This window comes from Streptomyces katrae (assembly GCF_002028425.1).
GTDB classification, from domain to species: Bacteria; Actinomycetota; Actinomycetes; order Streptomycetales; family Streptomycetaceae; genus Streptomyces; species Streptomyces katrae_A.
This window is the reverse complement of the sequence record NZ_CP020042.1, coordinates 7,210,271-7,233,941: the sequence shown is the minus strand read 5'-3', so window position 1 is coordinate 7,233,941 and position 23,671 is coordinate 7,210,271. Positions and strand designations below refer to the sequence as shown.

Genomic DNA, 23,671 nt, shown 5'->3' with positions numbered 1-23,671 from the left:
CCCGGGCGGGACCGGTGCCGGTCCGGCGGTCAGGGCCTGAGGCGTCAGGCCCGCCCGGCCGGCTCGGCGGCCCGGCTGCGGAGCAGTTTCTTGTCCGGCTTTCCCGCGTCGGTCAGGGGGAGCTCGTCGACGAAGACGATGCTCGCGGGCTCGTACATGGCGCCCTTGCGCTCGCGCACCACGGCGCGCAGCTCCTCCTCCCCGACGTCGCCGCCCGGCGTGCGGACGACGACGGCGTGGACCCGTTCCATGCGGTGGGCGTCGGGGACGCCGAGGACCGCGCTCTGCAGGACCTGCGGATGGGAGTTCAGCACGTCCTCCAGTTCCACCGTGTACACGTGGCCGCCCACCACCACGATCATGTCCTTGAGCCGGTCCACGATGGTGACGTAGCCGTCCCCGTCGACGAACCCGATGTCGCCGGTGTGCAGCCAGCCGTCGCGCAGCACCTCCGCGGTGAGTCCGGGCTGCTTCCAGTAGCCCTTCATCACGTGCGGGGAGCGGACGCAGATCTCTCCGTGCTCGCCGGCCGGCAGGTGGCGTCCTTCGGGGTCGCGGACGGCGACCTCGACGCCTTCCATGATCTTCCCGGCGGTCCGCAGCAGCTCCGGGCGCCGGGGATCGTGGTCCTGGGGGGAGAGCATGCTGATGCCGCCCGCTTCGTTCTGGCCGTAGAACTGGTTCAGCACGGGGCCGAAGCGGCGGACGGCCGCCGCGAGGCGGGCCGGGGAGGAGGCGCAGCCGCCGTAGGTGAGCATGCGCAGGCTGGAGGTGTCGGTGCGGTCGACCTCGGGGTGGTCCATCAGCTGGTAGAGGAGCGGCGGCAGCAGGAAGGTGTGGGTGATGCGCTCGCGCTCGACGGCCGCCAGCACGGCGCCGGGTTCGAACCCGTCCAGCAGGACCACGGCGCCGCCGCGGTGCAGCGTGCTGTCCGCCATGAAGCCCGCCGCATGCGCGAGGGTGGTGCACACCAGGGTCCTGACCTGCCCTTCCTCGGACCAGTCGGGGCCGATCGACACCCACTGCCCGAAGGTGGTGCAGATGGCCTTGGGGTGGCCGGTGGTGCCGCCGGTGTGGCGGATCGTGCAGATGTCCTCGGGGAGCGCGGCGCCCTGCAAGGCGTCGGCGGACTCCGCGGCGGCGAGCGCCAGCAGGTCGACGCCGAGGCCGGTGCCGGTGCCGAGGCCGGCACCCTCGCCCCCGCCGAGGAGCAGTACCCGCTCCAGCGGCACCCGCCGCGCCAGGTCGGCGGCGCGCTCGGCGTAGGCGGGGTCGACTATGAGGGCCCGGGTCTCGACGTCCCGGAGGATGTCGGCGTGCACTTCGGCCGAAAGACCGGCGTAGAGGTGGTTGACCGCGCAGCCGAGCAGTCCGGCCGCGTAGCGGGCCGCGATCGTCTCGGGGAGGTTGCCGGCGAGGAGGGTGACCGTCTGGCCCCGCTCCACCCCTTGGGACCGCAGGGCACGGGCCATGGCGTGGACGAGGCCGCGCAGTTCACCGGCGGTCAGGCGCCGGTCGTGGTGTACGAGGGCCTCGCGGTCCGGTTCCTTCTCCAGGGCGTCGAGGATCTCCTCGACGTGGCTGTGGAAGCGTCCGGTGGTGTCGTCCATACCCATCCCTATTGGTTGACTTGAGCAACTAGCGGGAGGTTAACGGCCGATGATCCACAAGCCCAAGCCGGACGCCGACATCCAGCCACGTCCGCCGGGCGGTTACGGCGACGGGCGCGCCGTCGTCGGCGAGGGGGGGGTCAGGGCTGCGGTGCCTGGCGGCGGAACACGAGGAGCGCGACCGCGATCTTCACCCCGGTGGAGATCGTCAGGGCCTGGAGGAAGGGCATGCCCATGAGCCACAAGGCCACCATCATGACCGTCAGGACCAGGAACGCGGGCAGCAGGTGGGTCCGCGTGATCACCGTCTTGAGGTGGCCGGCCCGGCTCCGCCGCCGCTCGGGCGTCCCCGGCGGGGGCGCGGTCAGGCCCTGCTCCTCGGCTCGCGACATCGGCGGCTGCCCTTCCCTCGCGCTCGGCCCCGGCAACGAGCCTCGTGCGGGCTCCGGCGGCCTGCCACCGCTGCCGCCCGCCCGCGCCGCCATCCGGGGTACGGGTTCACCTTGCCGGGCAGGTGGGCCGGTTGCGCCGCGGCGGTCGGTGGGGGGTGCGTACCCGCAGGTGCTCTGGCGGGCCGGGGGCGAACCATGATTTATGCTTCTGAGCGGCCACGGGGCGGTGGCTGCCGCCGATGCGGCAACTGCGGAACGGTCGGTCCGGCCGGTCGAGGGGGCGACCCGCGTCGCGGCCTTGGTCCGGACGGGGACCACAAAGCTGATCATGTAGATCCTGGGGAATCGAGTGGCCGCCGACAGGCGTCTCGGTGGTGTGGGGCGCCCAGCCCGCCCGCCCCGCGAAAAGAAGATCCCCAGGGAGAAGTGAGGTATGCCAGTGATCTGCGTCGGAGGCATGATCGGGATCGGCAAGACGACCGTTGCCGAACTGATCGCCAAGGAGCTGGGCAGCGAGGTCTTCTACGAGAGCGTGGAAGACAACCCGATCCTGCCGCTCTTCTACACGGCGAGCCCCGAGGAGATCCAGGCGAAGCGGTACCCCTTCCTGCTCCAGCTCTACTTCCTCCAGACGCGGTTCGCCGCGATCAAGGAGGCGTACAAGCAGGGCGACAACGTCCTCGACCGCTCCATCTACGAGGACTGGTACTTCGCCAAGGTCAATCACGACCTGGGCCGGATCAGCTCCCTCGAAATGCAGGTGTACGAGGGGCTGCTCGACGAGATGATGCGCGAGATCGAGGGCCTGCCGTACCGCAAGGCGCCGGACCTGATGGTCTACCTCAAGGCGGACTTCGAGACGGTGCTGCACCGCATCGGGCTGCGGGGCCGTGATTTCGAGCAGGACGAGAGCCTCGTGGAGTACTACCGGACGCTGTGGTCGGGGTACGACGACTGGGTGCACAAGCACTACTCGGCCAGCCGGGTCCTGGTGATCGACATGAACCACACGGACGTGGTGAACAACCCGGAGGACGCGGCCCGCGTGGCACAGGAGGTCAAGGACGCCCTGGCAACGGGCGAGCGCCCGCTCTAGGGGCGGTCCGGGCCTCCGGCTCGTGACCGGAGGATTCGGGTACTCCATCGCCCCGGCCCGGTGGGGTCAGGGCGTGTGGTCGCGGGCGCGTTCGTAGCGTTCGTAGACCACCTGGGAGCCGAAGGTCCTGGTTTCGAGCAGGTTCAGCCGGATGTCCTCGGGGACCGGCGGCAGGAAGGGCGTGCCGCCGCCGACGACGACCGGGTAGCGGAACACGCGCAGTTCGTCGACGAGGCCCAGTCCGATCGCCGCCGCGGCCAGGCCGGCGCCACCGATCCCGACGTCCTTGCCGGTCGCTTCGCGCGCCGCCGCGGCCTCCTCGGCCACCGGCCGCCGGGCCAGCCGGGCGTTGCCCCGGACGGTGTCGAGCGTGCGGCTGAAGACGGTCTTCGGGAGGGCGCACCAGACGTCGGCGAACGCGGACCTGAGGTCGTCCTCGCGCAGCGACGGGTCCGTCTCCCAGGGGAGCATGCACTCGTAGAGCCTGCGGCCGCACAGGAAGGCGCCGAGTTCGCTCGTCTGCTCGAGGTGGGCACGGAACTGCTCGTCGTCGGGGACCGACCACTCGAACCCGCCCTCGCGGTCGGTGATGAACCCGTCCACCGAAACGCCCATGGAGTAGACCAGCACGGCGCCACCACCTTCGCGGGGGGAGTGCGGCGGTGCCCCGGCCGCAGGGCGAGGCAATCACGAAGCCGGCCGCCGGCGCCACCCGGACACACCGAAAGGCCCGGCCGGGAAGTCCCGCCGGGCGTTCGATGTGGCCGGTCTGCGCGCCTGTGCGGCGGCTTAGTACCAGTGGTTGGCCTGCCAGAAGTTCCAGGCGCCGACGGGGCTGCCGTAGCGCTCGTTCATGTAGTCCAGGCCCCACTTGATCTGGGTGGCGGGGTTGGTCTTCCAGTCCGAGCCGGCGGAGGACATCTTCGACGCGGGGAGGGCCTGGACCAGGCCGTAGGCGCCGGAGGAGGAGTTCGTGGCGGTGTAGTCCCAGCCGCTCTCGTGGGTGACGATCTTGTCGAAGGCCGCGAACTGCGCCGGGTCCTTGATCATCTGCTGGGCGATCGCCTTGGCGCTCGTCGGGGCGGCCTGCGCGGGGACGGTGGCGAGCATCGAGCCCGCGACGCCCAGGGCGAGGACGGTACCGGCGAGGGTCTTCTTCGAAGCGGCGATGCGGCGGATGACGGCGTTGGACACGGAGGAACCTTCCGACGGGAACAGGGACGGTCGCGGCGCATGCCGGAGCATGCGTGAGCCACTCACACGGGGGAGAGGGGTTCGACCGGGCGGGGGGCGCTGCGCCCCGGCCGCCGTGGCGACAACACCAGTTAGCCAGGCCCCCGCCGCCCTGGCAACGCCCCCCTGCTACTAACGCCCTTCGGGGGCGGGGCGGAAGGTCCCGGCCCGGCCGTGAGGGTGTTCCCGCTGGTGAGGAGCGGGGCGGGGGGCCGGGGCGGGGCCTACTAGGCGGGGCCGGATGTGACGTGGGTCCTGTGGGCCGCCTCACCGCCCAGCGGCCCGGATGTCACGTTATGTGTCCGCTCGTACCCCGTCGGGTGCGTGGCCCGGGCCACTTCCGGCCGGTGAATCGAAGGAAACGGGCGCGTCGAACGCAGCTTTCCGGCCCTACGGCTCGCGCGACGGCCGTGGCAGGCCGGTGGTCACGCGGCTCCACAGGGAGCGCGTGGCGCCGAATCCGCTCTCGTGCGTCCAGACATGGGCGCAGCCGGGGCACTGGAGGTGGAGGAGGCTGCCCTTGTTGGAGAGCAGGTAGCGCCAGTGCCGGGAGCAGGTCCGGCGCTCCGCGCACGGCTCGCAGTCCCGGGTGTCCTCACAGCCGGGGCAGGGGACCCACGCCCGGCGGCCGATGTCGGCCTGCGGGTCAAGCGGCAGCACGACCGCCCCCGCGCACGGGCAGGACTCCGGCCGCCACCAGGTCGTCGTAGAGGCGCTGCTGCTGCGCGTCGAGGCCGGAGTAGAGCAGGTCGTACGCCTCCTCCTCCCCTCTCAGCACCTCCAGCGGGTCCCAGTCGGGGCCGAGCGCGGCCATCACCTGGGCGCGCCGGAGGATCTCCTGCGAGGTGAGGTCGACGGAGAAGTCGGCCGGTTCTTCGGGCGGTGTGACGTGGTGCGAGGACATGAGGCCGAACTTAGGTAAGCCTTCCTTCCCGGTCAAGGGAGGGTGCGCGGAGTCACATCAGGCCACCGGAGGGCGGCGTCAGGGTGCCGGCGGACGCGGGGTCCGCGGCCCGGCGGGCCGACGCCCAGGGGGTTCGCGCAGGCGTTCCGCATCGGCGGCACCGGTCGGATGCAGCCGAATCGTTTCGACAGCTCAGGGCGGCATCGCGGGGCCGGATCCCGGGGAGCCTGAGGGGGACCGACGGCTCCGGATACCTCGCCCCGGGCGGCCGCGCGCCGCTCCGCGGCAGGGCACGCGCCGCCCGGCGCGACCGCCCGGCCCCTCCCCCGCAGCCCACCGCCCGCCGCCCCGCCGCGCCACGACACGGCCGGGACCGCTGTCCGCGACACCTTCACGCCTGGAGGCACCCCCCATGAGCACACCCCAGTGGAGGCAGCTCACCGACCACCTCATGAGCGTTCCCGAGCAGGTCTACGAAGGCTGGAACAGCCGGGACGGCTGGGACAACTACACGCGCTGGGGCGAGGAGTTCGGCGAGAACGGCGTCGCCTGGTGCGTGATCTTCGACTGGTGCATGTACCACGACACCGGCCTCGACGCGATCGTGCCGAAGGTCGACAACGTGAGCGCCTTCGCCGCGTGGGCCAGGGCACGCGGCCAGTGGTCCGAGTACCCCTCCGTCGGCGCCTGGGTCGACTTCGGCGACGGCGCCCACACCGAGATCGTCACCGGCTTCGACGCCGACACCGTGTACACCAAGGGCGGCAACAGCATCCAGGCCGGATCCGAGGACCACGGCCAGGGCAACGGCGTCTGGTCGCACTCCAACCCGCGCCGCAGCAGCTACGTCACCGGCTACTTCGCCCCCCGCTACCCCGACGGGCAGTGCCCGCCCACCGCCGACCCCGGCGACCCCCGCGGCGGGCCCGCGGTCACGGCCTGGCGGTGGTCACCGCCCGCGGGCGCCTTCGAGCCGTTCCCCGGGGCCGGGTTCTTCACCGCCGGCCGGTGCAGCCCGGTCGTCGCCGCCCTGCACGGCCGGCTCGTGGCCGTCGGCTGCGACCACTACGAGAGCTCGGCGGACGCCGACGTCTGGGGTCCCGGCGACGTCCGCTCCTACCGGGCCTGGCAGCACACGCTCGGCTACACCGGCTCCGCCGCCGACGGGATCCCCGGTCCCACGTCCTGGGCCAGGCTCCAGGTTCCCCGCGTCGAGGACTGACGGTGGGGGCGGACGACCCGCAGACCGCACGGCCCGTCAGTACGAGTGGTCGACCGTCACGTCCGCCGACAGCCGCAGGGCTGCCTCGGCCGGGGCCCCGCGCAGGCCCAGCAGGGTGAGGGTCAGGGCGTCGATCACCGTGAGGTGGGCCAGCCGGCTGGCGACGGTCTCGAGTCCGAACACCAGGTCCTGGCCGCCCGCGACCAGCGTGCAGTCGCCGGCCTCGCTCAGCGGCGAGCGGGCGTAGCTGGTGAGGGCGACGACCTTGGCCCCGGCCCGCCGCGCGCGCCGGGCGGCGTCCACCGTGCTGCGCGTGGCGCCCGTGTGGCTGATGGCCAGGCAGACCCCGGCGGGCGGCAGCTGCGAGGCGACCAGCTGGGCGGTCAGCGGGTCGGCCGGTGCGTCGACGGCGAAGCCCGGCGCGCGCAGCCGGTACGCGGCGTCCAGCGCGACCGCGCCGGACAGTCCCGCTCCGACCACCAGGACCCGGGGGGCCGCGCCGACCAGTCCGGCCGCGGTGCGCAGCCGCTCCGGGGTCACCGTCACCGCCACGCCGTCCAGCGCCTCCCGGGCCGCGCGGACCGTGTCGCCCAGGGCGCGGGCGGCCGGGTCCCGCCCTGCTCACCACGCTGCGCCCGCTGTGGGGCCGCGGTCTGGCGGGCGGGCTGCTCTCGCTGCTGGCGTACGGGCTGGTCGTCTGGGCGCAGTCCCGCGGCGACCTCTCCACGATCGCCGCCCTGCGGGAGACCAGCATCGTCTTCGGCGCCCTGATCGGGGCGGTCGTGTTCCGTGAGCGGCTCGGGCACCGGCGCATCACCGCCAGCCTCGCCGTCCTGGCGGGCATCGCCGTGCTCCAGCTCGCCGCCGGCTGATCAGGCGGGGAGGAGGACGTCCTCGTGGGCCCCGTCGAGGACGAACCCGTTGTCGAAGCGGACGCGGACCGTGACCCGGCTCCCCTCCCCGTGGAAGGCGGTCCACTCCGCTTCCAGGGCGGCGACCTCGTCCTCCAGCCGCTTCCTGCTCTGGGCGGGCATCGTGTGGCCGTAGTCGCCGAGCAGCGCTTTCAGGCGCTCGTACTCGAGGACCGCGTGGCTCGGCGGCCGCTGACCGTCCACCCGCTCGACGGTGCCCTCGGTGCCCGCCGCCAGGGACAGGAAACCGACGACGGCGTCCCCCGGCCGCGCGACCGCCTCGGCCAGCCCGATGTCCACGGTGAGCCTCACCCGCCGGCCTTCCTTCAGGGTCATCGTTCCTTCGCCCCTCTCCCTCGACGCGTGCCCCGGGGACCGCCCGCGGCGCTGCCATTATCTGCGGGGGCGGGCCGGCTTCCCCACCGCGGCCACCGGGCCGGGAGAGTGCGGCGGACTACCGGCGGGGGCTCCCCAGGCCGGTCAGCAGGACGTCCAGGGCCAGGTCGGTCGCCTCCTCCAGGGGGGTGTCGTCGAGGAGGGAGCCCACGGCCAGGGTGGCCAGGCCGTGGACGGTGGAGAAGGCGACCTGGGCGAGGCGGACCGGGTCTCCCGGGCGGACGACGCCCTCCGCCTGGGCCCGGGCGATGAGTCCGGCGGTGGTGTCGAGGCTGCGGTGGCCCAGTTCCCTGAGTTCGGCGCTGGAGTCCTCGGCGTGCTTGGCGCTGAACATCAGGTCCAGCAGGGGCGCGTGGGCGACGGCGAACTCCACGTACGCCCGGCCCAGGGCCGCCAGGCGCGCCGGTACCGGCCCGGGCGCCTCGGCGGCCCCGCGCAGGCGCTCGTTCAGCCGGGTGAAGCCGCTGACGGCGAGGGCGTCGAGCAGGGCCTGCCGGTCGCGGAAGTGGCGGGACGGCGCGGCGTGGCTCACGCCGAGGTCGCGGGCCAGGGCGCGCAGGGACAGGCCGTCCGCGCCCGACTCGGCCAGGACGGTCTCCGCACGCTCCAGCAGGGCGGCCCTGAGGTTGCCGTGGTGGTAGGGCCCCTCGGTCAAGGCGGGCTCCCCTTTCCTGATGGTGTCATGTTGTCATTGACTACAATGATGGCGCCGCCTACATTCGAGTTCCTTCGACATGTGGAAACGGAGCAGCCGACGATGCCTATGACATACCAGGGAACCGTGGCCCTGATCACCGGGGCGAGCGCGGGCCTCGGTGTCGAGTTCGCCCGCCAGTGGGCCGAGCGCGGAGCGGACCTCGTCCTCGTCGCCCGCCGGCTCGACCGGCTCGAAGGGCTCGCGGCGCAGCTGGAGAAGCGCTACGGGGTCACGGCCCACGTGGTCGCCGCCGACCTCGCCCTGCCCGGTGCCGCCGCGGCACTGCGCGCGGAGCTCGACGCCCGCGGGATCGCCGTCCAGACGCTGGTGAACAACGCCGGCTTCGGCAGCCACGGGCCCTTCGCCCGGCAGGATCCCGCGCAGATCAACGAGATGATCCAGCTGAACGTCGTGGCCGTCACCGAGCTCACCCGGGAGTTCCTGCCCGGCCTCGCGGCCGACGGCCGGGGCGCCCTGGTCACCGTCGCGAGCGCGGCGGCGTACCAGCCGACCCCGGCGATGGCGGTGTACGGCGCGACCAAGGCCTTCGTCCTGAGCTTCACCGAGGCCGTCGCCTACGAGACCCGGCACTCCCCCCTGCGGGTGCTCGCCGTGTCGCCGGGGCCGGTCAGCACCGAGTTCTTCGACGTCGTCGGCAGCCGGGACGCGGCGGTCGGCCGGATGGCCACCCCCGAGCAGGTGGTGACGGCGGCACGCCGCGCGCTGGAGCGGAGCACGACGCCGCCCAGCATCGTCGCGGGCCTGGCCAACCGCGTCTCCGCCGTCGCCGCCGCCCTGACGCCCCGGCGCCTCACCCTGGCGGTGTCGGGGCGGATCCTGAAGGCCTGACGCGCGCCGGCGGGCCCCCGGAAACCGGGGGCCCGCCTCGTCCGCGGCCGGCCGTTCCTCCGCGGCGGGAGGGCGGCCGGGGCCGTCAGTGCGCGGTGATCTGCTGGAGCGCCGCTCCCTGGTAGCGGGCGCCCGCGTTCCAGAGGATGAAGGACTCCATCTTGTTGGCCTCGGCGGCCTTGATCTGCGCCGCCACCTCGGCCGGCCCGTAGCTGCTGCCCATCGAGAAGTCCTGGAGCCACGGGACGATCTCGGTCTGCGTCCCCTTGGCCAGGCGGGCGAAGTCGGCGAGCGAACGCTGCACGATCGCGTACGGGGAGGTGTCGGGCTGCGCGACGCCGTACTCCCCCGGCGCCCAGTGGGACGGGTAGACCATCGGCGCGATGTAGTCGGTGACCTTCACCAGCGCCCCGATGTCCTGGGCGATCTCGGTGGGCCGGGTCGCGGCGATCCCGAAGACCGAGACGCCGAGGTACTTGGCCTGGGGACGCAGTGCGGTGCGGGTGTCGGCGACGAACGAGGTGATGGACTGCTCGGGCGTGGCGGCGCCGATGCCGGGGAAGCGCATCTGCGTCAGCGGGCCGTCCGGGCGGCGCACGTAGTCGTAGAGGATGTCGTCGAAGCCGAGTCCGGCCGCCTCGACGGCCAGGTCCTGGTTGTACTTGCGGACCACGGGGTTCGCGAAGTTGGTGAAGGACAGGGCCCCGTAGTGGCCGCCGTCGTACGGCTGTCCGGACGGGGTCAGCACGAGCTGGTCGGACTTGCCGTCCTTCCAGGAGGCGGCGGCGAGCTTGGGGTCGCGGAAGGCCACGATGCGGCCGATGACCTGGGCCCCGGCGGCGTGGAGCTCGTCGATCGCCTTGCGGGCGTCGTAGTAGCCCTTGGCCGCGCCGATCTGACGGGCCAGCGGCACCTTGGAGGCGTAACCGACCTCGCCGTCCTCGTCCTTGACGTCCAGTTCGACCGCGTTGAGCTTGCCGCTGCGGACCAGGGCGAGGACGCCGCCGCGCAGCGAGTCGTCGCCCCAGCCGATGGCGGTGATGTGCGCGGCCCGGATCATCGGGCGGCGCCCGCGGGCGGAGACGGCCTTGGTGGTGGTGTTGCCGGCGCGGTCCACGGCGGTGACCGTCACGAGGGGGGTGCCCTTGGGGACCGTGACCCGGAAGGCTCCGGTCTTGTCGAGGGTGATCTTCTTGCCGTTGACGGTGACCTCTGCGTCGGTGGAGGCGCTGCCCGTGACGGCCACGGGGGCGGCCGGGTCCTTGATCTGGGGGTCGGCCACCTTCAGTTCGGGCGGGGTGGTGTCCACGCTGAAGCCCACGACCCTGCGGTGCGAGGCGAAGGGCAGGCTGCCGGCACCGTCCACCACCAGGGTGTGGGGGCCTTCCTTGAGGGGCGGGAGGCCGAGTCTCAGCCGGGCGCCCTCGGGGGTGAGGGGGACCGCCGCACCGTCCAGGGTGGCGTGCAGTCCGTTCCCGCCGCCGGGCGCGCCCGCGGCGAGGTATGCGCTGACCTGGGCGGCCGCGCGGCCGCCGAGGACGGCGCCGTCGCTGACGCCCTCGATGCCGGGTCCGGGGGCGAGGAAGGTCCAGGCCCCGAAGCCCGCACCGGCCAGCGCGAGCGCCCCGGTCGTCGCTATGAGGGCGCGCCGGCGGGCCGGGCGGCGGAGGCGGGAGGAGCGGCCGGAGCGGGGTATGCGGGTGCGGGACATCATGACGTCCTTCGTGCCGGGGGCTGATGGGGCCGGATGTTGCCTCCATTCATTGCCGCTGTGCGGCCCGGCCGCCTCGTTCCGCCGACATTTCACACGAACGGCCGCGAAGGGCTCCGGCGCGGCGGCTACGCCATGCAGGGGACAGTGCGGTATGCGGGCTCCCGGGGCCGGTAGGCATGGCAGGACACCTTCGCCCTGGAGAGGCTCCCGATGCGCCACCCCCTCGTCCCGCTCGGCGCCCTGGCCGGCGCCGCCGCCCTGCTCGCCACCGGCTGTTCCACCGGCTCCTCACCGGCCGCCGGGCGGCCCCCCGCCGCCGCGTCCCCGGCGGCGGCCGCTCCCGTCGTCGCCCCCAAGAGCGCTGCCGAGGTCGGCGCCAACGAACTCGGACAGGTGCCGGTGCTGATGTACCACCAGCTCACCGAGAAGCCGGCCAGCGTCTACGACCGCACCGCGGCCGACTTCCGGGCCGAGCTGGAGCGGCTCGCGCGGGAGGACTACGTGCCGGTGACCGCCCGGGACTTCCAGACGGGTCACATCGACATCCCGGCCGGCGCGCACCCGGTGGTCCTCACCTTCGACGACTCGACCAACAGCCAGGTGCGGCTGGGCGCGGACGGCGCCCCGGCGCCGGACACCGCCGTCGCCATCCTGGCGGAGACGGCGAAGAAGCACCCGGCGTTCAAGCCGGTGGCGACCTTCTTCGTCAACGCGGACGCCTTCTCGGCCACGGGCTCCGCCAAGGCCCTGACCTGGCTGAAGGACCACGGCTACGAGGTCGCCAACCACACCGACCGGCACGAGAACCTGCGTTCCCTGGACCGGGCGGGCGCCGAGCGGGCGATCTCGGCCGGCCAGCGGGCGATCGAGCAGGCCGCGCCCGGGACACGGGTCACCTCGCTCGCCCTGCCCTTCGGCGCCATGCCCGAGCCGGCCGGGATCGCCGCGCGGGGGCCGGGCTACCGCTACGACGGGGTGTACCTCGTGGGGGCCAACCCGTCGGTCTCGCCGTTCGCGAAGGCCTTCACCCCCGGCGCCATCCCCCGGATCCGTTCGGCGGGCCCCAAGGACGAGGACGCCGAGTTCGGTTCCTCGCGCTGGCTGGACAAGCTCGCCGCGGGCGGCAGCCGGTACGTCTCGGACGGCGACCCGGCCACCGTCTCCTTCCCGCGCGCCGCGCAGGGCGAGCTCGCGCCCGCCTTCGCGCAGCGGGCCCGGCCGTACTGAGACCCGCCCCGCGAGGCCGCCGTTCAGCCCCGGACGTGCAGCCCGAATCCGGTGCGTCCCGCGGGCTCCAGCCCCTCCTTCAGGTGCAGGGAGGGGATCTCGTAGTCGCCGGAGTTCTGCCGCCGGAAGGCGATCGGCTCGGTCGTCTCCAGGGTGAGCAGGCGCTCCTCCCAGGCCTTGGCGACGGCCGGGTACTCCTCGTCGGTCATCCGGTCCGTGCCGTACAGGACGAACGGCGGCAGCACGTCGATGCCCGGGTAGTAGAGGATCCCGTGGTGGATCGGGAACAGCAGGTCCTCGATGGGGCCGTTGATCCCGCGGGCGGCGTAGTGCGGCTGCGGACCGCCGGTGGTCACCGACAGCAGGGCCCTGCGGCCCGCGAGGGTGCCCTCGCCGAAGCGCTCCCCGTACTTGGTGTCGCTGTGCTCGCCGACTCCGTAGGCGAAGCGGTAGGTGAACACCCGGTCCACCCAGCCCTTGAGGATCGCGGGCATGGAGTACCACCACAGCGGGAACTGGAAGATGACCGTGTCGGCCCAGAGCAGCTTCTCCTGTTCGGCGAGGACGTCGGGGGTGAGCGCCCCGGCGTCGAAGGCCCGGCCCGAGTCCAGGGCCACCTTCAGCGGGCGCGAGGCGTGGACGCCGTAGTCCCCGGCGTCCACGACCGCCTTCCAGCCCATCGCGTACAGGTCGCTCACCCGTACCTCGTGGCCCGCGCCCTCCAGGGTGGAGACCGCGAGGTCCTTCAGCGCGCTGTTGAGCGACTGCGGCTCGGGGTGGGCGTGGACGATCAACGTCTTCATGACGGCTCCTTCGGATCGGATGCCCTCGATCCTGGGTGCTGCGGCGCCCGCCGTTCAGGGGCTCCGCTTCCGTAGGCCGGGACTTCCTGGTACTGGCAGGGCCACCCTCGCGGGGCGGCGGCGCGGCGATACTGGGCGCATGGACGATCTCGCGGGCTTCCTGCGGACCCGGCGCGCCCGGGTCGACCCGGCGGCCGCCGGCATTCCCCCCGACAGCCGCCGCCGGGTCGAGGGGCTGCGCCGCGAGGAGGTCGCGCACCTGTCGGGCGTCAGCGTCGACTACTACGTACGCCTGGAGCAGGGCCGCGCGACCCAGCCCTCCGACCAGGTCCTCGACGCGCTCGCCCGTGTCCTCGGCCTGGACGAGACCGAGCGCGGGCACCTGTGCCGGCTCGCCCGGAAGCGCCGCCGGCCGGCGAAGACCCCGGTCGGGCGGGTCCGGCCGGAACTGCTGCGGGTGCTGGGGCTGGTGACCGGCGCACCCGCGCTGGTCATGGACCACCGGCTGGACGTGCTCGCCGGGAACCGGCTGGCCGAACTCCTCTTCGGACGGCCGCTGCCGTCGCTGAACATCGCCCGCAACCTCTTCCTCGAGGAGGCCGAGCACGGTCTGTACGCGGAGTGGGAGTCGTGCACCCTCGACGTCGTCGGGCACCTGCGCCTGGCCGCCGGCACCCACCCGGACGACCCCCGGCTGGCCTCGCTGGTCGGCGAACTGGCGATGGGCAGCGAACGCTTCCGCCGCCTGTGGGCCCGCGCGGACGTGCGGGCCCGCACGCACGGGCGCAGGGCGTACCGGCACCCGCTGGTCGGGCCGCTGGAACTGCACCAGGAGAACTTCGCGCTGCCCGACGGGTCCGGCATGGAGCTCCTGGTGCTCTCGGCGCCCCCCGGCAGCCCCGCCGAGGACGGGCTGCGCCTGCTGGCGGCCCTGGACGCGGACGGCGGGAGCCCCGCGGGCGGCGACCCGTCGCAGCCCCGGTCCCCGGCCGTCACCGACCGGTAGCGGGCCGCCCCGGGTCAGCCGCCGGCGCTGCCTCCCTGGGCCGGCCCAGGCGTACGCCTGGGCCGGCCCAGGCGTACGGCGAGGGCGGCGATGTCGTCGTCGAGGCGGCCCCTGCTGTGGTGGAGGAGGTCGCGGTGCAGGGCCGTGAGCAGTGCGCGGGGCGGGGTCGGGGGCTGCCCGCCCATCCAGGAGGCCAGCGGGAAGAACTCGCCGTCGCGGCTGCGGGTCTCGGCGATGCCGTCGGTGTAGAGGAGCAGCAGGTCGCCGGGTTCGAGGCCGAAGGTGTCCACGTGGTACTGGCCGCCGAGCAGTTCCGCGAGGCTGAGCAGGGGTGAGGGGGTGGCGGATTCGAGGACGCGCAGTCCGTGGCCGTTCAGGAGCAGCGGGGGCGGGTGCCCGCAGTTGAGGATGTCGATCCTGCCGCCCCGGTGCGGGATCTCGGCGAGCAGGGCGGTGGCGAACCGCTCCATCGGCCCGTCGGGGGGAAAGGCGGCGTTGTAGCGGGTGCTGCTGGCGTCCAGTCTGCGTGCGACGTCGACCAGGCCGGCCTCGTCGTAGGCCGCCTCCCGGAAGGCGTTCACGATCGCCGCGGCCGCTCCGACGGCCGGCAGGCCCTTGCCCCGGACGTCGCCGATGAGCAGCCTGACCCCGTACGGGGTGTCGACCACCTCGTAGAAGTCCCCGCCGATGCGGGCCTCGGCCGCGGCCGCGAGGTACAGCGACTCGATCTCGACGTCGCCCAGGCGGCGGGGCAGGGGGCTGAGCACCACCTGCTGGGCCGCGTCGGCCACGAGCCGCACCTGGAAGAGGGTGCGCTCCCGCTGGAGCCGCAGGTGGCTGCCGTAGGCGGCGGCCACGGTGACGGCGATGATCCCGGCGGCGGTCCACCACGTCCCGAGGTCGGGGAAGACGAGGCTGAGGCCGATCATCAGCACGAGGCAGACCGTCCCGAGCAGGACGGTGGGCAGGACCGGCCACATGGCGGCGGCCAGGGCCGGCGCCGCGGGGAGGAGCCGGCTGAAGGCCATCTCCGGCGGCGTGGCGTAGGCCAGGCCGGCGATCACGACGGTCAGGATGACCGGCGACAGCCGCACGAGGCTCCCCCGACCGTAGCGCCGGGGGAGCCGCGGCCGTCCGGACTCGATCACCCTGCCAGGATATCCGGGCAATACGGGCATAGCGCTCTGACGGACCCGCCCCGGCCGCCCGGACGACTACCCTTCGTCACATCGTCCGTCCACTGCGAACGAGGGGAGGGCCCACGGCGGCACCTGGGGCCTGTCGTCAAAGTCCCGTCCGCCCCGGGCGACGACGGGACTTCGACGACAGACCCCAGGCCGCCCGGCACCCGCCATGACCCCCGCCCGGCCGAAGATCACCGACGAGCACCGCCGGAGCCTGCTCACCGCCCGCCACCGGCTCACCCCGGCGCTGCGGGCCGAGACGCCCGAGCAGGTCGCCGACGCGCTGGTCGCCCTGCACGCCACGGACGCCGCCACCGTCCACCTGAGCCTCGCCGCCCGCCTGGTCACCCCGTCGGCGGCCGAGGTGGAGCGGGCCCTGTACACCGACCACACCCTGGTGCGGATGCTGTGCATGCGCCGCACCATGTTCGTCGTGCCGCGCGCCCTGGCTCCCGTGGTCGACGCCTCCACCGCGCGTGCCGTCGCCGCCCGGGAACGCCGCAACCTCCTCAAGGTGCTGGGCGAACAGCTCGGCCATGACGCGCACTGGCTCGCGGCCACCGAGGAGGCCGTCCTCGCCGCGCTCGCCGGGCGCGGCGAGGCCTCCGCCGCCCAGCTCGCCGCGGCCGTGCCCCGGCTGCGCGAGCAGATCGTCATGGCGCCGGGCAAGCCGTACGAGTCCAGGCCGCGCCTGACCAGCCGCGTCCTGTCGGTCCTGGCCGCCGAGGGCCGGATCCGCCGCGGCCGTCCGCTGGGCACCTGGGCCTCCTCCCAGTTCCGCTGGATGCTCGCCGAACCCCATGACGAGCTCCCCGCCGAGCAGGCCCGGGCCGACCTGGCGACCGCCTACCTCAGCGCCTTCGGGCCCGTCACCACCGAGGACCTGCGGTGGTGGACCGGCTGGACCCTGACCGACACCCGCAAGGCCCTCGCCCGTACCCGCGCCGTCGAGGCGGAGCTGGCCTGCGGCCCGGGCCACGCCCTGCCCGAGCACGTCGAGGCCCACGCGGCCGGCCGGCCGGGCGCGGCCCTGCTGCCCGCGCTCGACCCGACCCCGATGGGCTGGCGGCACCGCGACTGGTACCTCGACCCCGCCCACGTCCCCGAGCTGTTCGACCGGTACGGCAACATCGGCCCCACCGTGTGGTGGGACGGCCGGATCGTCGGCGGCTGGGCCCAGCGCCCGGACGGCGAGATCGTCACCCGGCTGCTGCCGGGCGTCCGCACCGGCCGCGAGACCGAGCGGGCGGTCGCCGCCGAGGCGGAGCGGCTGACCGCCTTCTTCGGCGAGACCCGCATCCGCCCCAGCTTCCGCACCCCGCTGGAACGGCGCCTCGCGGACGGGGACTGACCCGCGGGGCGGCAGGGATCCGGCCGGGGGTCAGGGGCGGAAGCGCAGGGGGTGGTCCGCCGGCACCTCCACGACGGCGATGCGTACGCCGTCGGGGTCCGCGATCCACATCTCGATCAGCCCCCAGGGCTCGCGCAGGGGCGGCCGCAGTACCTCGGCGCCCCGTTCCCGCAGCTCACGGTGGGCCGCCTCCACGTCCTCCACCTGGAGCCACAGCCGCAGTCCGGGCGCGGGCGGGGCGTCGGCGCGGCCCGAGACCTCCAGGAACCCGCCGCCGAGGAAGTAGACCGTGCCCCGCTCGGGGCCGGTCCCGAACTCGCGGTGGACCGCGAGGCCGAGGGTGGCGCCGTAGAAGGCGCGCGAGCGCTCGGGATCGGTGGGACGGAGCAGGATCCTGCTGCCCAGTACGTGAACCATGGACCCACTGTGCCGCACACCCGCGTCCGAGCGGTGCGCACTCCTGTGAGAAAGTCGGTGCCCGGTCCGAGCGGGGACGGTGACGGGAGGCGCGATGAACACGGCGGTGGTACTCGTGGCGGACGACGACGCCGCCATCCGGCGGTCGCTGGAGCGCGGGCTGCGGCTGAGCGGATTCACGGTGGTCCTCGCCGAGGACGGGCCCGGCGCCCTCGCACAGGTGGGCGCCAGGACGCCCGACGTGCTCGTCCTGGATGTGTCCATGCCGGGGCTGACCGGAACCGAGGTGTGCCGGAGCCTGCGGGCGCGCGGCGACGAGACCCCCGTGCTGATGCTGTCGGCCCTGGACGAGCTGGCCGACCGGGTGGCCGGCCTGCAGGCGGGAGCCGACGACTACCTCGTCAAGCCCTTCGCGCTGGAGGAACTGGTGCTGCGCCTGCACGCCCTGCTGCGGCGCAGCCCGGCGCGCGGCGGGCGCGACGTGCTGCGCGCCGGGCCGCTGGAGATGGACCAGGCGACCCGGCAGGTGCACCACGGCGGTGCCGAGGTGCACCTCACCCGCCGGGAGTTCGAGCTGCTGGCCGCCCTGGTGCGCAACGCGGGCATCGTCCTGACCCGGGACCAGCTGCTGGACCGGGTGTGGGGCTACGACTTCGAGGTGCGCACCGACGCGGTCGACACCTTCGTCAGCTATCTGCGCCGCAAGCTGGAGGAGGGCGGACGGCCACGGCTGATCCACACGGTGCGCGGTGTCGGCTTCGTGCTGCGGGTGCCCGGGGCGGGGAGCGGATCGTGAAGCTCGCCACCCGGATCGCGCTGTCGGTGACCGTGGTCATGCCGTTGCTGGTGCTGGCCGCGGGCCTGCTGGTGCTCGGGCTCGTCAGCCGCGACCTGCGCCAGCAGCAGGACGCGCGGCTGCAGGACCGGGCCTCGGCCGTGCTGCCCGACGCCCGGGCCCTGCTGGCCGCCGACCGGGGCGGCAGGCCGAAGGCGGAGCAGAACCAGCACCGCAAGGTGCTCGGGGACGCCCTCGACGCGGGGATCCGGGTCCGCGGCGCGGACGGGACGACCGTGCTGGAGGGCGGTCCGCAGCCCGATGCGGCGGTGCGGCTGCCGGACCGGACCCCGGACGGGCCGGTCACGGTCCGCGCCAAGGGGCACGCCTGGCGGGTGCTGAGCGTGCCGGTGACCGGCCCCGCGCCCGGGAACCTGTGGATCTACACTCCGGCGTCGAGCACCGATCCGCAGGTGGCCGCCGTGCGGCGGCGGGTGCTGCTGGTGGCCCTGCTGGCGGCCCCCGTGTCCGGGCTCCTGGCGTACGGGCTGGCGGGGCGGGCGACCGCCTCCGTACGGAGCCTGAGCCGACGGGCCGCCGCCCTCGACCCGGCGGCCGGGGCGGGGGCGTTCGCCGGGACGCCGGTGAACATCGCGGAGGTGGACGAGCTGTCCGCGGCCATCGGCCAGCTCCTGACCCGCTACGACGAGCAGGCCGCGCGGACCGCGCAGGCGCTGGAGACCGCCCGGTCCTTCTCCTCCGCCGCCTCGCACGAGCTGCGGACGCCGCTGATGAGCATGCAGACGGACCTGGACGTGCTCGCCGCCCACCCCGACCTCTCCCCCGGTGAACGGGCCGAGGTGGTGCGGGACCTGCGCGGCGACCACGCCCGGCTGCTCGAACTGCTGGGCGCGCTGCGGATGCTGGCGCTGGGCGATCTGGTGGAGGTCTCCGCCTTCGCCCCCACCGACCTGTGCGAGCTGGTGGACGCGGCCGCCGGCGAGGCGGCGCGCCGGCACGCCGGCTCGGGGCTGGTCCTGGACGTGGAGCTGCCGCCGGAGCTGCGGGTCTTCGGCTGGGACTCCGGTCTGAAGATCATGCTCGACAACCTGCTGCGCAACGCGGTGGTGCACGGCCGCCGGCCGGGCGAGCCGCCCCGGGTCACCGTCCGGCTGCGCGCCCAGGGCGGCTTCGCCGTGCTGACGGTGGACGACGAGGGGCCCGGTGTGCCGCCCGGCGAACGCGACGCCGTGTTCGGCCGGTTCCACCACCGGCCCGGCAGCCCGGGCTCCGGGCTGGGGCTCACGCTGGTGGCCCAGCAGGCGGCGCTGCACCGGGGCACGGTCACCCTCGGCGACGTGCCCGGCGGGCCGGGCGCGCGCTTCGAGGTGCGGCTCCCGCTGGTCTCGCGGGACGAGCCGACGCTGCGGCTGCCCGCACGGCGCGACTGGATCTCCCGGGGCCGCTGACGGGGCACGGACCGGCCGACCGGGCCCGGGGCGGCGCGCGGGCACGGCCGCATGAGGGGGTGCGGGGCGGCCCGCGGGCGCGGCCGCGCGGGGCGCCGGACGGCCGGTGCGCCGGTCACAAGGAATCCACAAAAAGGCTCCCTAGCGTCCTGTCCGGCCGGCGCGCCCACGCCCCGGCCCGTCGCACCGAAGGGGATACCACCATGCTCGTGAACCGTAGGACCTCCGCCGCGATCGGCGCCGTCGCCCTGGCCGGTGCGCTGCTGTCCGCCGGCCCCGCGCAGGCCGACTCCACGGCGCCGAGCCCGGCCACGTCGGCGAAGGCCTCGAAGCCGGCGCCGAAGGGCGACGGCGCCAAGTCGATCTGCAAGCGCCTGCCGAAGACCGAGTCCCGGATCAGCACGGCCCTGACCCGGCTGAACGGCGACGCCACCGTCCCGGGTTCGATCGCCCGCCTGGAGCAGCGCGTCAACGAGGCCAAGAACGCCGGCCACACCGAGGTCCAGAACTACCTGAACGACCGTCTGACCTTCCGCAAGGGCCTGGTGCCGACCCTCCAGAAGCGCCAGGAGGACCTGAAGGCCGTCTCCACCTGGTGCACCGCGCAGGGGTCCAAGTGAGCTCCGCCCGCCGCGGCGCCGCCGCCCTCGCCGCCCTGGCCGCCGGGGCCGTCCTGCTGCTGACCGGATGCGGCGGCGGCGCGGACGCCCGTCCGAAGGCCGGGCAGTCGGCGGGGGCGGACGACCAGGCCGCGGACATGCAGGCGAAGCTGGACGCCGCCGAGAGCGCGGCCGCTCAGGCGGACGGGGACGCCTCGCAGAACAACTGACCGGCCCTCCGCGCCGACGGCCCGCCCGGCCTCCCCGGGCGGGCCGTCGGCGCGTGGCGGACCCGCTTCCCCCGAAAGGGATCCATCCGGGCGGCCCTCGGAGCGCCTGCGTGCCCCGGACGGCCCGGTCCTTTTCCATGGGTGCCCGTCCCCCACCGGAACAGGCGGCTCCATGACCTCCACCCCGTTCACCCGGATCTCCCGCCGCGGCGTTTTCCTCGCCGCGCTGACCCTCGGATCCGCCACGCTGCTGCCCTCCGCGGCGCGCGCCGCCGCCAACGGCGGGGAGTCCGGGGGCCGGAAGGGCGTCACGGCGCCGGAGATCACCGGGTGCGCCGGGTGGGGAGCCCGGGAGGCCTCCGAGGACGTCGTGGTCCTCGCCACCCGGCCCGACCGGATCATCATCCACCACACCGCCACGGCGAACGTCTCGGACTACTCCCGGGAGCGGGCGCACGCGCTGGCCCGTGCCATCCAGACGTACCACATGGACATGCAGGGCTGGATCGACACCGGTCAGCACTTCACCGTCAGCCGGGGCGCCTTCGTCCTGGAGGGCCGCCACCAGAGCCTGGCCGCACTGGACTCCGGGGAGCAACTGGTGCGGGGCGCCCACTGCGTGGGGCAGAACAGCGTGGCCGTCGGGATCGAGAACGAGGGCACGTACATGACGGAGGAGCCGCCGGCGGCGCAGTTCTCCGCCCTGGCCGACCTGTGCGCCCACGTCTGCCGCCAGTACGGCATCGGCGCCTCGGAGATCTACGGGCACCGGGACTTCAACAGCACGGCCTGCCCCGGCGACAAGCTGTACGCGATGCTGCCGAAGCTGCGCCAGGACGTGGCCCGGCGGCTCGGTGACGACCGGCAGGTGCCGCTGCCGCACTGGTCGGAGCACCTCCCGGCCGACTGGGCCACGGACCCGCAGGCCGTGGCGCGCGCCCTCTCCGAATACCTGCCCGAGGGTCTGCTCGACCCGGCACGCCGCCACTGACCGCCCGGCCGCGCGGACAACCGCCCCCCGGGCGGGCTGACATGACCGCGCTTCGGCCGCGGTGGCTGGCCGAACTGATCTGGCGAAAAACCTTCCGGAACGTTGCAGCATGTGAAATTTTACATGTCACATGTCAACAGCCCGTGTCCCCATCACGCGGCTCAACGGCCCCGGAGGCCCCCACAGATGCGTCCCTCCCGGATATCGAAGGCTGGCGCGCGCAGACTCCCTGCGCTCGGCGCGGCCGTCTTCATCGCGCTCGGCCTGTTCGCACCACCGAGCCAGGCCGCCTCCGGCGGCGCCCAGGCCCCGGCCCGCGCACAGGGGGGCCGGGCCGCGGCGGCAGCACCGGCACCCCGGTCCATCCCGGTCCCCAAGTCCCCCGACGCGACGCGCAACGCGCCCCGGCTGCGGATCTCCGCGCAGGACAGCGCCGAGGTGTCGGCCCCGGCCCCCGCGCCCGCCCCCGCCGCCAAGCCGGCCAGGAACGACAAGTCCGCGCAGCAGTCCCCGTCCGCCACCGCGGCCGACTGCGCCGACCTCTCCGGCGTGATCAACGCCACCGGCGGGGCGCTCGTCCAGCAGCTCACCGCCCTCCCCCGGATCACCTGCACCTACCCGCTGTTCGAGCTCACCGGGGAGAACGCCCGCAAGGCCTTCGGCGAACCCCAGATGGTGACCGTCGCCAACGCACTGCGCGACGCCTCCGCGTCCTACGCGGGCGACAACAGGGCCGCCATCGGGCAGCTGGTGATGTTCCTGCGGGCCGGCTACTACGTGCAGGACAACCACGCGGACACCGTCGGCGACTACGGCACGGCACTGGACGGCGCGTCGCGCGCCGCCCTGGACGCCTTCTTCGCCGCCCCGCACGCCAAGGACCTCACCGACGCCAACGGCGAGATATTCAACGAGGCCGTCACCCTGATCGACAGCACCCACACGGCCGGCCGGTACGCCGGCGTCGTCAAGTGGATGCTCGGCAGCTACGACGGCACCTGGCCGGCCCAGATGGACCTGGCCATGCAGCACGTCGAATGGGTCGTGCAGAACGGGTTCAAGGCCAAGAACGACGACCGCGGCTGGCGGGCCGCCCTCAAGGCCGACCCGTCCCTCCTCGACACCTGGGCCGGCTTCATCACGCGCAACGGCGCGCAGCTCAACCGCCTCGACGTCGTCAGCAACGTGGGCCGCTACCTCGGCTACGCGCTCGACGTCCCCGAGCTCAAGGACCGGGTCCGGCCGCTGCTGAAGGACCTGATCAACCGTTACCCGAACGTCGGCCCCACCGGCCCGATCACCATGAACCTGGGCTGGTACACGCGCGAGTACGACAAGGGCAACTGCGCGGCGTACGCCATCTGCGACCTGGGGGCCCGCGTCCTCCCGTCGGTCCTGCCGATCCAGCAGACGTGCACCCCGGGCCTGAAGATCCGCGCCCAGGACATGTCCCCCGGCCAGCTGGCCGCCACCTGTACCGGCCTGGTCAACCAGGACGCCTACTTCCACCGGATCATCGGTGACAAGGGCGCGATACCCGGCGACCTGAACACCAACCTGGAGGTGGTCGTGTTCGACGACCACAGCCAGTACTCGCTGTACGCGTGGGCCCTCTACGACATCGACGTGGACAACGGCGGGATGTACGAGGAGGGGAACCCGGCCGTCCCCGGCAACCAGGCCCGCTTCATCGCCCACGAAGCCGACTGGCTGCGGCCGTCCTTCCAGATCTGGAACCTCAACCACGAGTACACCCACTACCTCGACGGCCGCTTCGACATGGCGGGCGACTTCGAGGCCGGCATGACCACGCCGACCATCTGGTGGGTGGAGGGCATCGCCGAGAACATCTCGTACGGCTACCGGGGCGAGCGCAACGCAGACGCGATCAACGAGGCCGCCAAGGGGACGTACAAGCTCAGCGACCTGTTCGACACGGTCTACGACCAGGACCCGAACCCCGACGTCAACTCGAACCGGATCTACCGCTGGGGCTACCTCGCGGTCCGCTACATGCTCCAGGCGCACCGCCCCGACGTCGACACCGTGCTCGACAAGTACCGGGCCGGTGACTGGAACGGCGCCCGCGCCTTCCTGAAGCAGACCATCGGCACCCGCTACGACGCCGGGTTCGCGACCTGGCTGACGACCACCTGCGCGACCGGCGACTGCGGTCCCCTGCCGCAGGCCCCGTCCACCCCGGCGTGCACCCTCGCGGACCCGCGCCAGTTCGACGGGAACTGCCGCCGGGACGGCCTCGCGGCCTCCGTCGGCAACTACAGCCACCACTTCGTGTACCTGCCGGCCGGCGTCAAGAAGCTGACGATCACCAGCAGCGGCGGCACCGGCAACGCCGACCTGTACTACAACGGCAGCACCTGGGCCACCACGGGCTCTTACCAGGCCAAGTCCACGGGCGCCGGCAACAACGAGACCCTGACCGTCGACAACCCGCCCGCCGGGTGGGTCTACTTCAGCCTCGCCGCCACGCAGGACTTCAGCGGGGTGAGCCTCTCGACGCAGACCGGATGACTCCTGTGCCGGGGCCCGGCCGGGCCCCGGCACACACGCCTTCCCGGCCGATCCTGCCCCGGC

The 23,671-nt window shown here is 73.8% G+C and carries 26 protein-coding genes; 13 read left to right on the top strand and 13 right to left on the bottom strand.

Annotated elements, in window-relative coordinates:
* Window positions 1–44 precede the first annotated feature (44 nt).
* Both B4U46_RS32880 and B4U46_RS32875 read right to left on the bottom strand, forming a co-directional pair.
* Window positions 45–1,610: an AMP-binding protein gene (locus B4U46_RS32880; RefSeq protein ID WP_398907870.1), complete on the bottom strand. Its 1,566-nt coding sequence runs from the start codon at window positions 1,608–1,610 to the stop codon at window positions 45–47.
* A 140-nt stretch (window positions 1,611–1,750) separates the two neighbouring features.
* The gene (locus tag B4U46_RS32875) at window positions 1,751–2,002 is read right to left on the bottom strand and encodes a hypothetical protein (protein ID WP_079431234.1); all 252 of its coding nucleotides are present in this window, start codon (window positions 2,000–2,002) and stop codon (window positions 1,751–1,753) included.
* A 433-nt stretch (window positions 2,003–2,435) separates the two neighbouring features.
* On the opposite strand from B4U46_RS32875, the gene B4U46_RS32870 reads away from it, so the two are divergent.
* Window positions 2,436–3,098: a deoxynucleoside kinase gene (locus B4U46_RS32870; RefSeq protein ID WP_079431233.1), complete on the top strand. Its 663-nt coding sequence runs from the start codon at window positions 2,436–2,438 to the stop codon at window positions 3,096–3,098.
* Window positions 3,099–3,164: 66 nt separating this feature from the next.
* Here the strand turns inward: B4U46_RS32870 and B4U46_RS32865 are convergent, their stop codons facing one another.
* The 4 genes from B4U46_RS32865 to B4U46_RS32850 all read right to left on the bottom strand — a co-directional run bounded on the left by B4U46_RS32865 (window position 3,165) and on the right by B4U46_RS32850 (window position 5,235).
* A complete protein-coding gene (locus B4U46_RS32865; protein WP_079431232.1) occupies window positions 3,165–3,728 on the bottom strand; it encodes a dihydrofolate reductase family protein in 564 nt (187 codons plus the stop codon).
* Between the two features lie 159 nt (window positions 3,729–3,887).
* The gene (locus B4U46_RS32860; RefSeq protein WP_237292811.1) at window positions 3,888–4,292 is read right to left on the bottom strand and encodes a transglycosylase SLT domain-containing protein; all 405 of its coding nucleotides are present in this window, start codon (window positions 4,290–4,292) and stop codon (window positions 3,888–3,890) included.
* A gap of 429 nt (window positions 4,293–4,721) precedes the next feature.
* Entirely contained in the window at window positions 4,722–4,991 is a 270-nt protein-coding gene (locus tag B4U46_RS32855) for a hypothetical protein (protein ID WP_079431230.1), read from the bottom strand.
* Window positions 4,978–5,235, bottom strand: coding sequence for a DUF6400 family protein (locus tag B4U46_RS32850; protein WP_079431229.1), 258 nt, complete (start codon window positions 5,233–5,235; stop codon window positions 4,978–4,980). The genes B4U46_RS32855 and B4U46_RS32850 overlap by 14 nt, the downstream gene beginning before the upstream one ends.
* 412 nt (window positions 5,236–5,647) lie before the next feature.
* Here B4U46_RS32850 and B4U46_RS38430 point away from each other — a divergent pair, with 412 nt between their 5' ends.
* On the top strand, window positions 5,648–6,457 hold the full coding sequence (locus B4U46_RS38430; protein WP_237293216.1) for a peptidoglycan-binding protein: 810 nt from the start codon (window positions 5,648–5,650) through the stop codon (window positions 6,455–6,457).
* 36 nt (window positions 6,458–6,493) lie between these two features.
* On the opposite strand, the gene B4U46_RS32840 is transcribed toward B4U46_RS38430, so the two are convergent.
* Window positions 6,494–7,009, bottom strand: a complete 516-nt coding sequence (locus tag B4U46_RS32840) for an SIS domain-containing protein (RefSeq protein ID WP_079431228.1) — start codon at window positions 7,007–7,009, stop codon at window positions 6,494–6,496.
* 65 nt (window positions 7,010–7,074) lie between these two features.
* Between B4U46_RS32840 and B4U46_RS38425 the strand changes: the two genes are divergently transcribed.
* Window positions 7,075–7,329 (top strand): EamA family transporter, encoded by a 255-nt coding sequence (locus B4U46_RS38425; RefSeq protein ID WP_208949857.1) that lies wholly within the window; start codon window positions 7,075–7,077, stop codon window positions 7,327–7,329.
* Here B4U46_RS38425 and B4U46_RS32830 read toward each other — a convergent pair whose 3' ends face one another.
* Window positions 7,330–7,704, bottom strand: coding sequence for a hypothetical protein (locus B4U46_RS32830; RefSeq protein ID WP_079431227.1), 375 nt, complete (start codon window positions 7,702–7,704; stop codon window positions 7,330–7,332). It abuts the gene before it with no gap.
* A gap of 118 nt (window positions 7,705–7,822) precedes the next feature.
* Window positions 7,823–8,419: a TetR/AcrR family transcriptional regulator gene (locus B4U46_RS32825; protein WP_079431226.1), complete on the bottom strand. Its 597-nt coding sequence runs from the start codon at window positions 8,417–8,419 to the stop codon at window positions 7,823–7,825.
* Between the two features lie 102 nt (window positions 8,420–8,521).
* Here B4U46_RS32825 and B4U46_RS32820 point away from each other — a divergent pair, with 102 nt between their 5' ends.
* A complete protein-coding gene (locus B4U46_RS32820) occupies window positions 8,522–9,310 on the top strand; it encodes an SDR family NAD(P)-dependent oxidoreductase (protein WP_079431225.1) in 789 nt (262 codons plus the stop codon).
* Window positions 9,311–9,395: 85 nt separating this feature from the next.
* On the opposite strand, the gene B4U46_RS32815 is transcribed toward B4U46_RS32820, so the two are convergent.
* The gene (locus tag B4U46_RS32815; RefSeq protein WP_079432151.1) at window positions 9,396–11,021 is read right to left on the bottom strand and encodes a putative glycoside hydrolase; all 1,626 of its coding nucleotides are present in this window, start codon (window positions 11,019–11,021) and stop codon (window positions 9,396–9,398) included.
* A gap of 213 nt (window positions 11,022–11,234) precedes the next feature.
* On the opposite strand from B4U46_RS32815, the gene B4U46_RS32810 reads away from it, so the two are divergent.
* Window positions 11,235–12,251 (top strand): polysaccharide deacetylase family protein, encoded by a 1,017-nt coding sequence (locus B4U46_RS32810; RefSeq protein WP_079431224.1) that lies wholly within the window; start codon window positions 11,235–11,237, stop codon window positions 12,249–12,251.
* Between the two features lie 23 nt (window positions 12,252–12,274).
* On the opposite strand, the gene B4U46_RS32805 is transcribed toward B4U46_RS32810, so the two are convergent.
* Window positions 12,275–13,054, bottom strand: a complete 780-nt coding sequence (locus B4U46_RS32805) for an NAD(P)H-dependent oxidoreductase (protein WP_079431223.1) — start codon at window positions 13,052–13,054, stop codon at window positions 12,275–12,277.
* A gap of 139 nt (window positions 13,055–13,193) precedes the next feature.
* On the opposite strand from B4U46_RS32805, the gene B4U46_RS32800 reads away from it, so the two are divergent.
* Complete coding sequence (locus tag B4U46_RS32800) at window positions 13,194–14,060, top strand: helix-turn-helix transcriptional regulator (protein WP_079431222.1); 867 nt, start codon at window positions 13,194–13,196, stop codon at window positions 14,058–14,060.
* A 14-nt stretch (window positions 14,061–14,074) separates the two neighbouring features.
* On the opposite strand, the gene B4U46_RS32795 is transcribed toward B4U46_RS32800, so the two are convergent.
* A complete protein-coding gene (locus B4U46_RS32795) occupies window positions 14,075–15,208 on the bottom strand; it encodes a PP2C family protein-serine/threonine phosphatase (protein ID WP_237293215.1) in 1,134 nt (377 codons plus the stop codon).
* Between the two features lie 205 nt (window positions 15,209–15,413).
* On the opposite strand from B4U46_RS32795, the gene B4U46_RS32790 reads away from it, so the two are divergent.
* A complete protein-coding gene (locus B4U46_RS32790; protein WP_079431220.1) occupies window positions 15,414–16,595 on the top strand; it encodes a winged helix DNA-binding domain-containing protein in 1,182 nt (393 codons plus the stop codon).
* Window positions 16,596–16,625: 30 nt separating this feature from the next.
* Here B4U46_RS32790 and B4U46_RS32785 read toward each other — a convergent pair whose 3' ends face one another.
* On the bottom strand, window positions 16,626–17,012 hold the full coding sequence (locus B4U46_RS32785) for a VOC family protein (RefSeq protein ID WP_079431219.1): 387 nt from the start codon (window positions 17,010–17,012) through the stop codon (window positions 16,626–16,628).
* A 94-nt stretch (window positions 17,013–17,106) separates the two neighbouring features.
* Between B4U46_RS32785 and B4U46_RS32780 the strand changes: the two genes are divergently transcribed.
* From B4U46_RS32780 to B4U46_RS32755, 6 genes are all read left to right on the top strand, one after another.
* Window positions 17,107–17,808, top strand: coding sequence for a response regulator transcription factor (locus B4U46_RS32780; RefSeq protein WP_079431218.1), 702 nt, complete (start codon window positions 17,107–17,109; stop codon window positions 17,806–17,808).
* Window positions 17,805–19,256, top strand: coding sequence for a sensor histidine kinase (locus tag B4U46_RS32775; protein ID WP_079431217.1), 1,452 nt, complete (start codon window positions 17,805–17,807; stop codon window positions 19,254–19,256). The genes B4U46_RS32780 and B4U46_RS32775 overlap by 4 nt, the downstream gene beginning before the upstream one ends.
* A gap of 203 nt (window positions 19,257–19,459) precedes the next feature.
* The gene (locus B4U46_RS32770; RefSeq protein WP_079431216.1) at window positions 19,460–19,876 is read left to right on the top strand and encodes a hypothetical protein; all 417 of its coding nucleotides are present in this window, start codon (window positions 19,460–19,462) and stop codon (window positions 19,874–19,876) included.
* Entirely contained in the window at window positions 19,873–20,085 is a 213-nt protein-coding gene (locus B4U46_RS32765; RefSeq protein WP_079431215.1) for a hypothetical protein, read from the top strand. The genes B4U46_RS32770 and B4U46_RS32765 overlap by 4 nt, the downstream gene beginning before the upstream one ends.
* 172 nt (window positions 20,086–20,257) lie before the next feature.
* Window positions 20,258–21,076 carry a peptidoglycan recognition family protein gene (locus tag B4U46_RS32760; protein WP_079431214.1) on the top strand — a complete coding sequence of 273 codons (819 nt, stop codon included), beginning with the start codon at window positions 20,258–20,260 and terminating at the stop codon, window positions 21,074–21,076.
* Between the two features lie 186 nt (window positions 21,077–21,262).
* The gene (locus B4U46_RS32755) at window positions 21,263–23,608 is read left to right on the top strand and encodes a M9 family metallopeptidase (RefSeq protein WP_237293214.1); all 2,346 of its coding nucleotides are present in this window, start codon (window positions 21,263–21,265) and stop codon (window positions 23,606–23,608) included.
* Window positions 23,609–23,671: the final 63 nt, after the last annotated feature.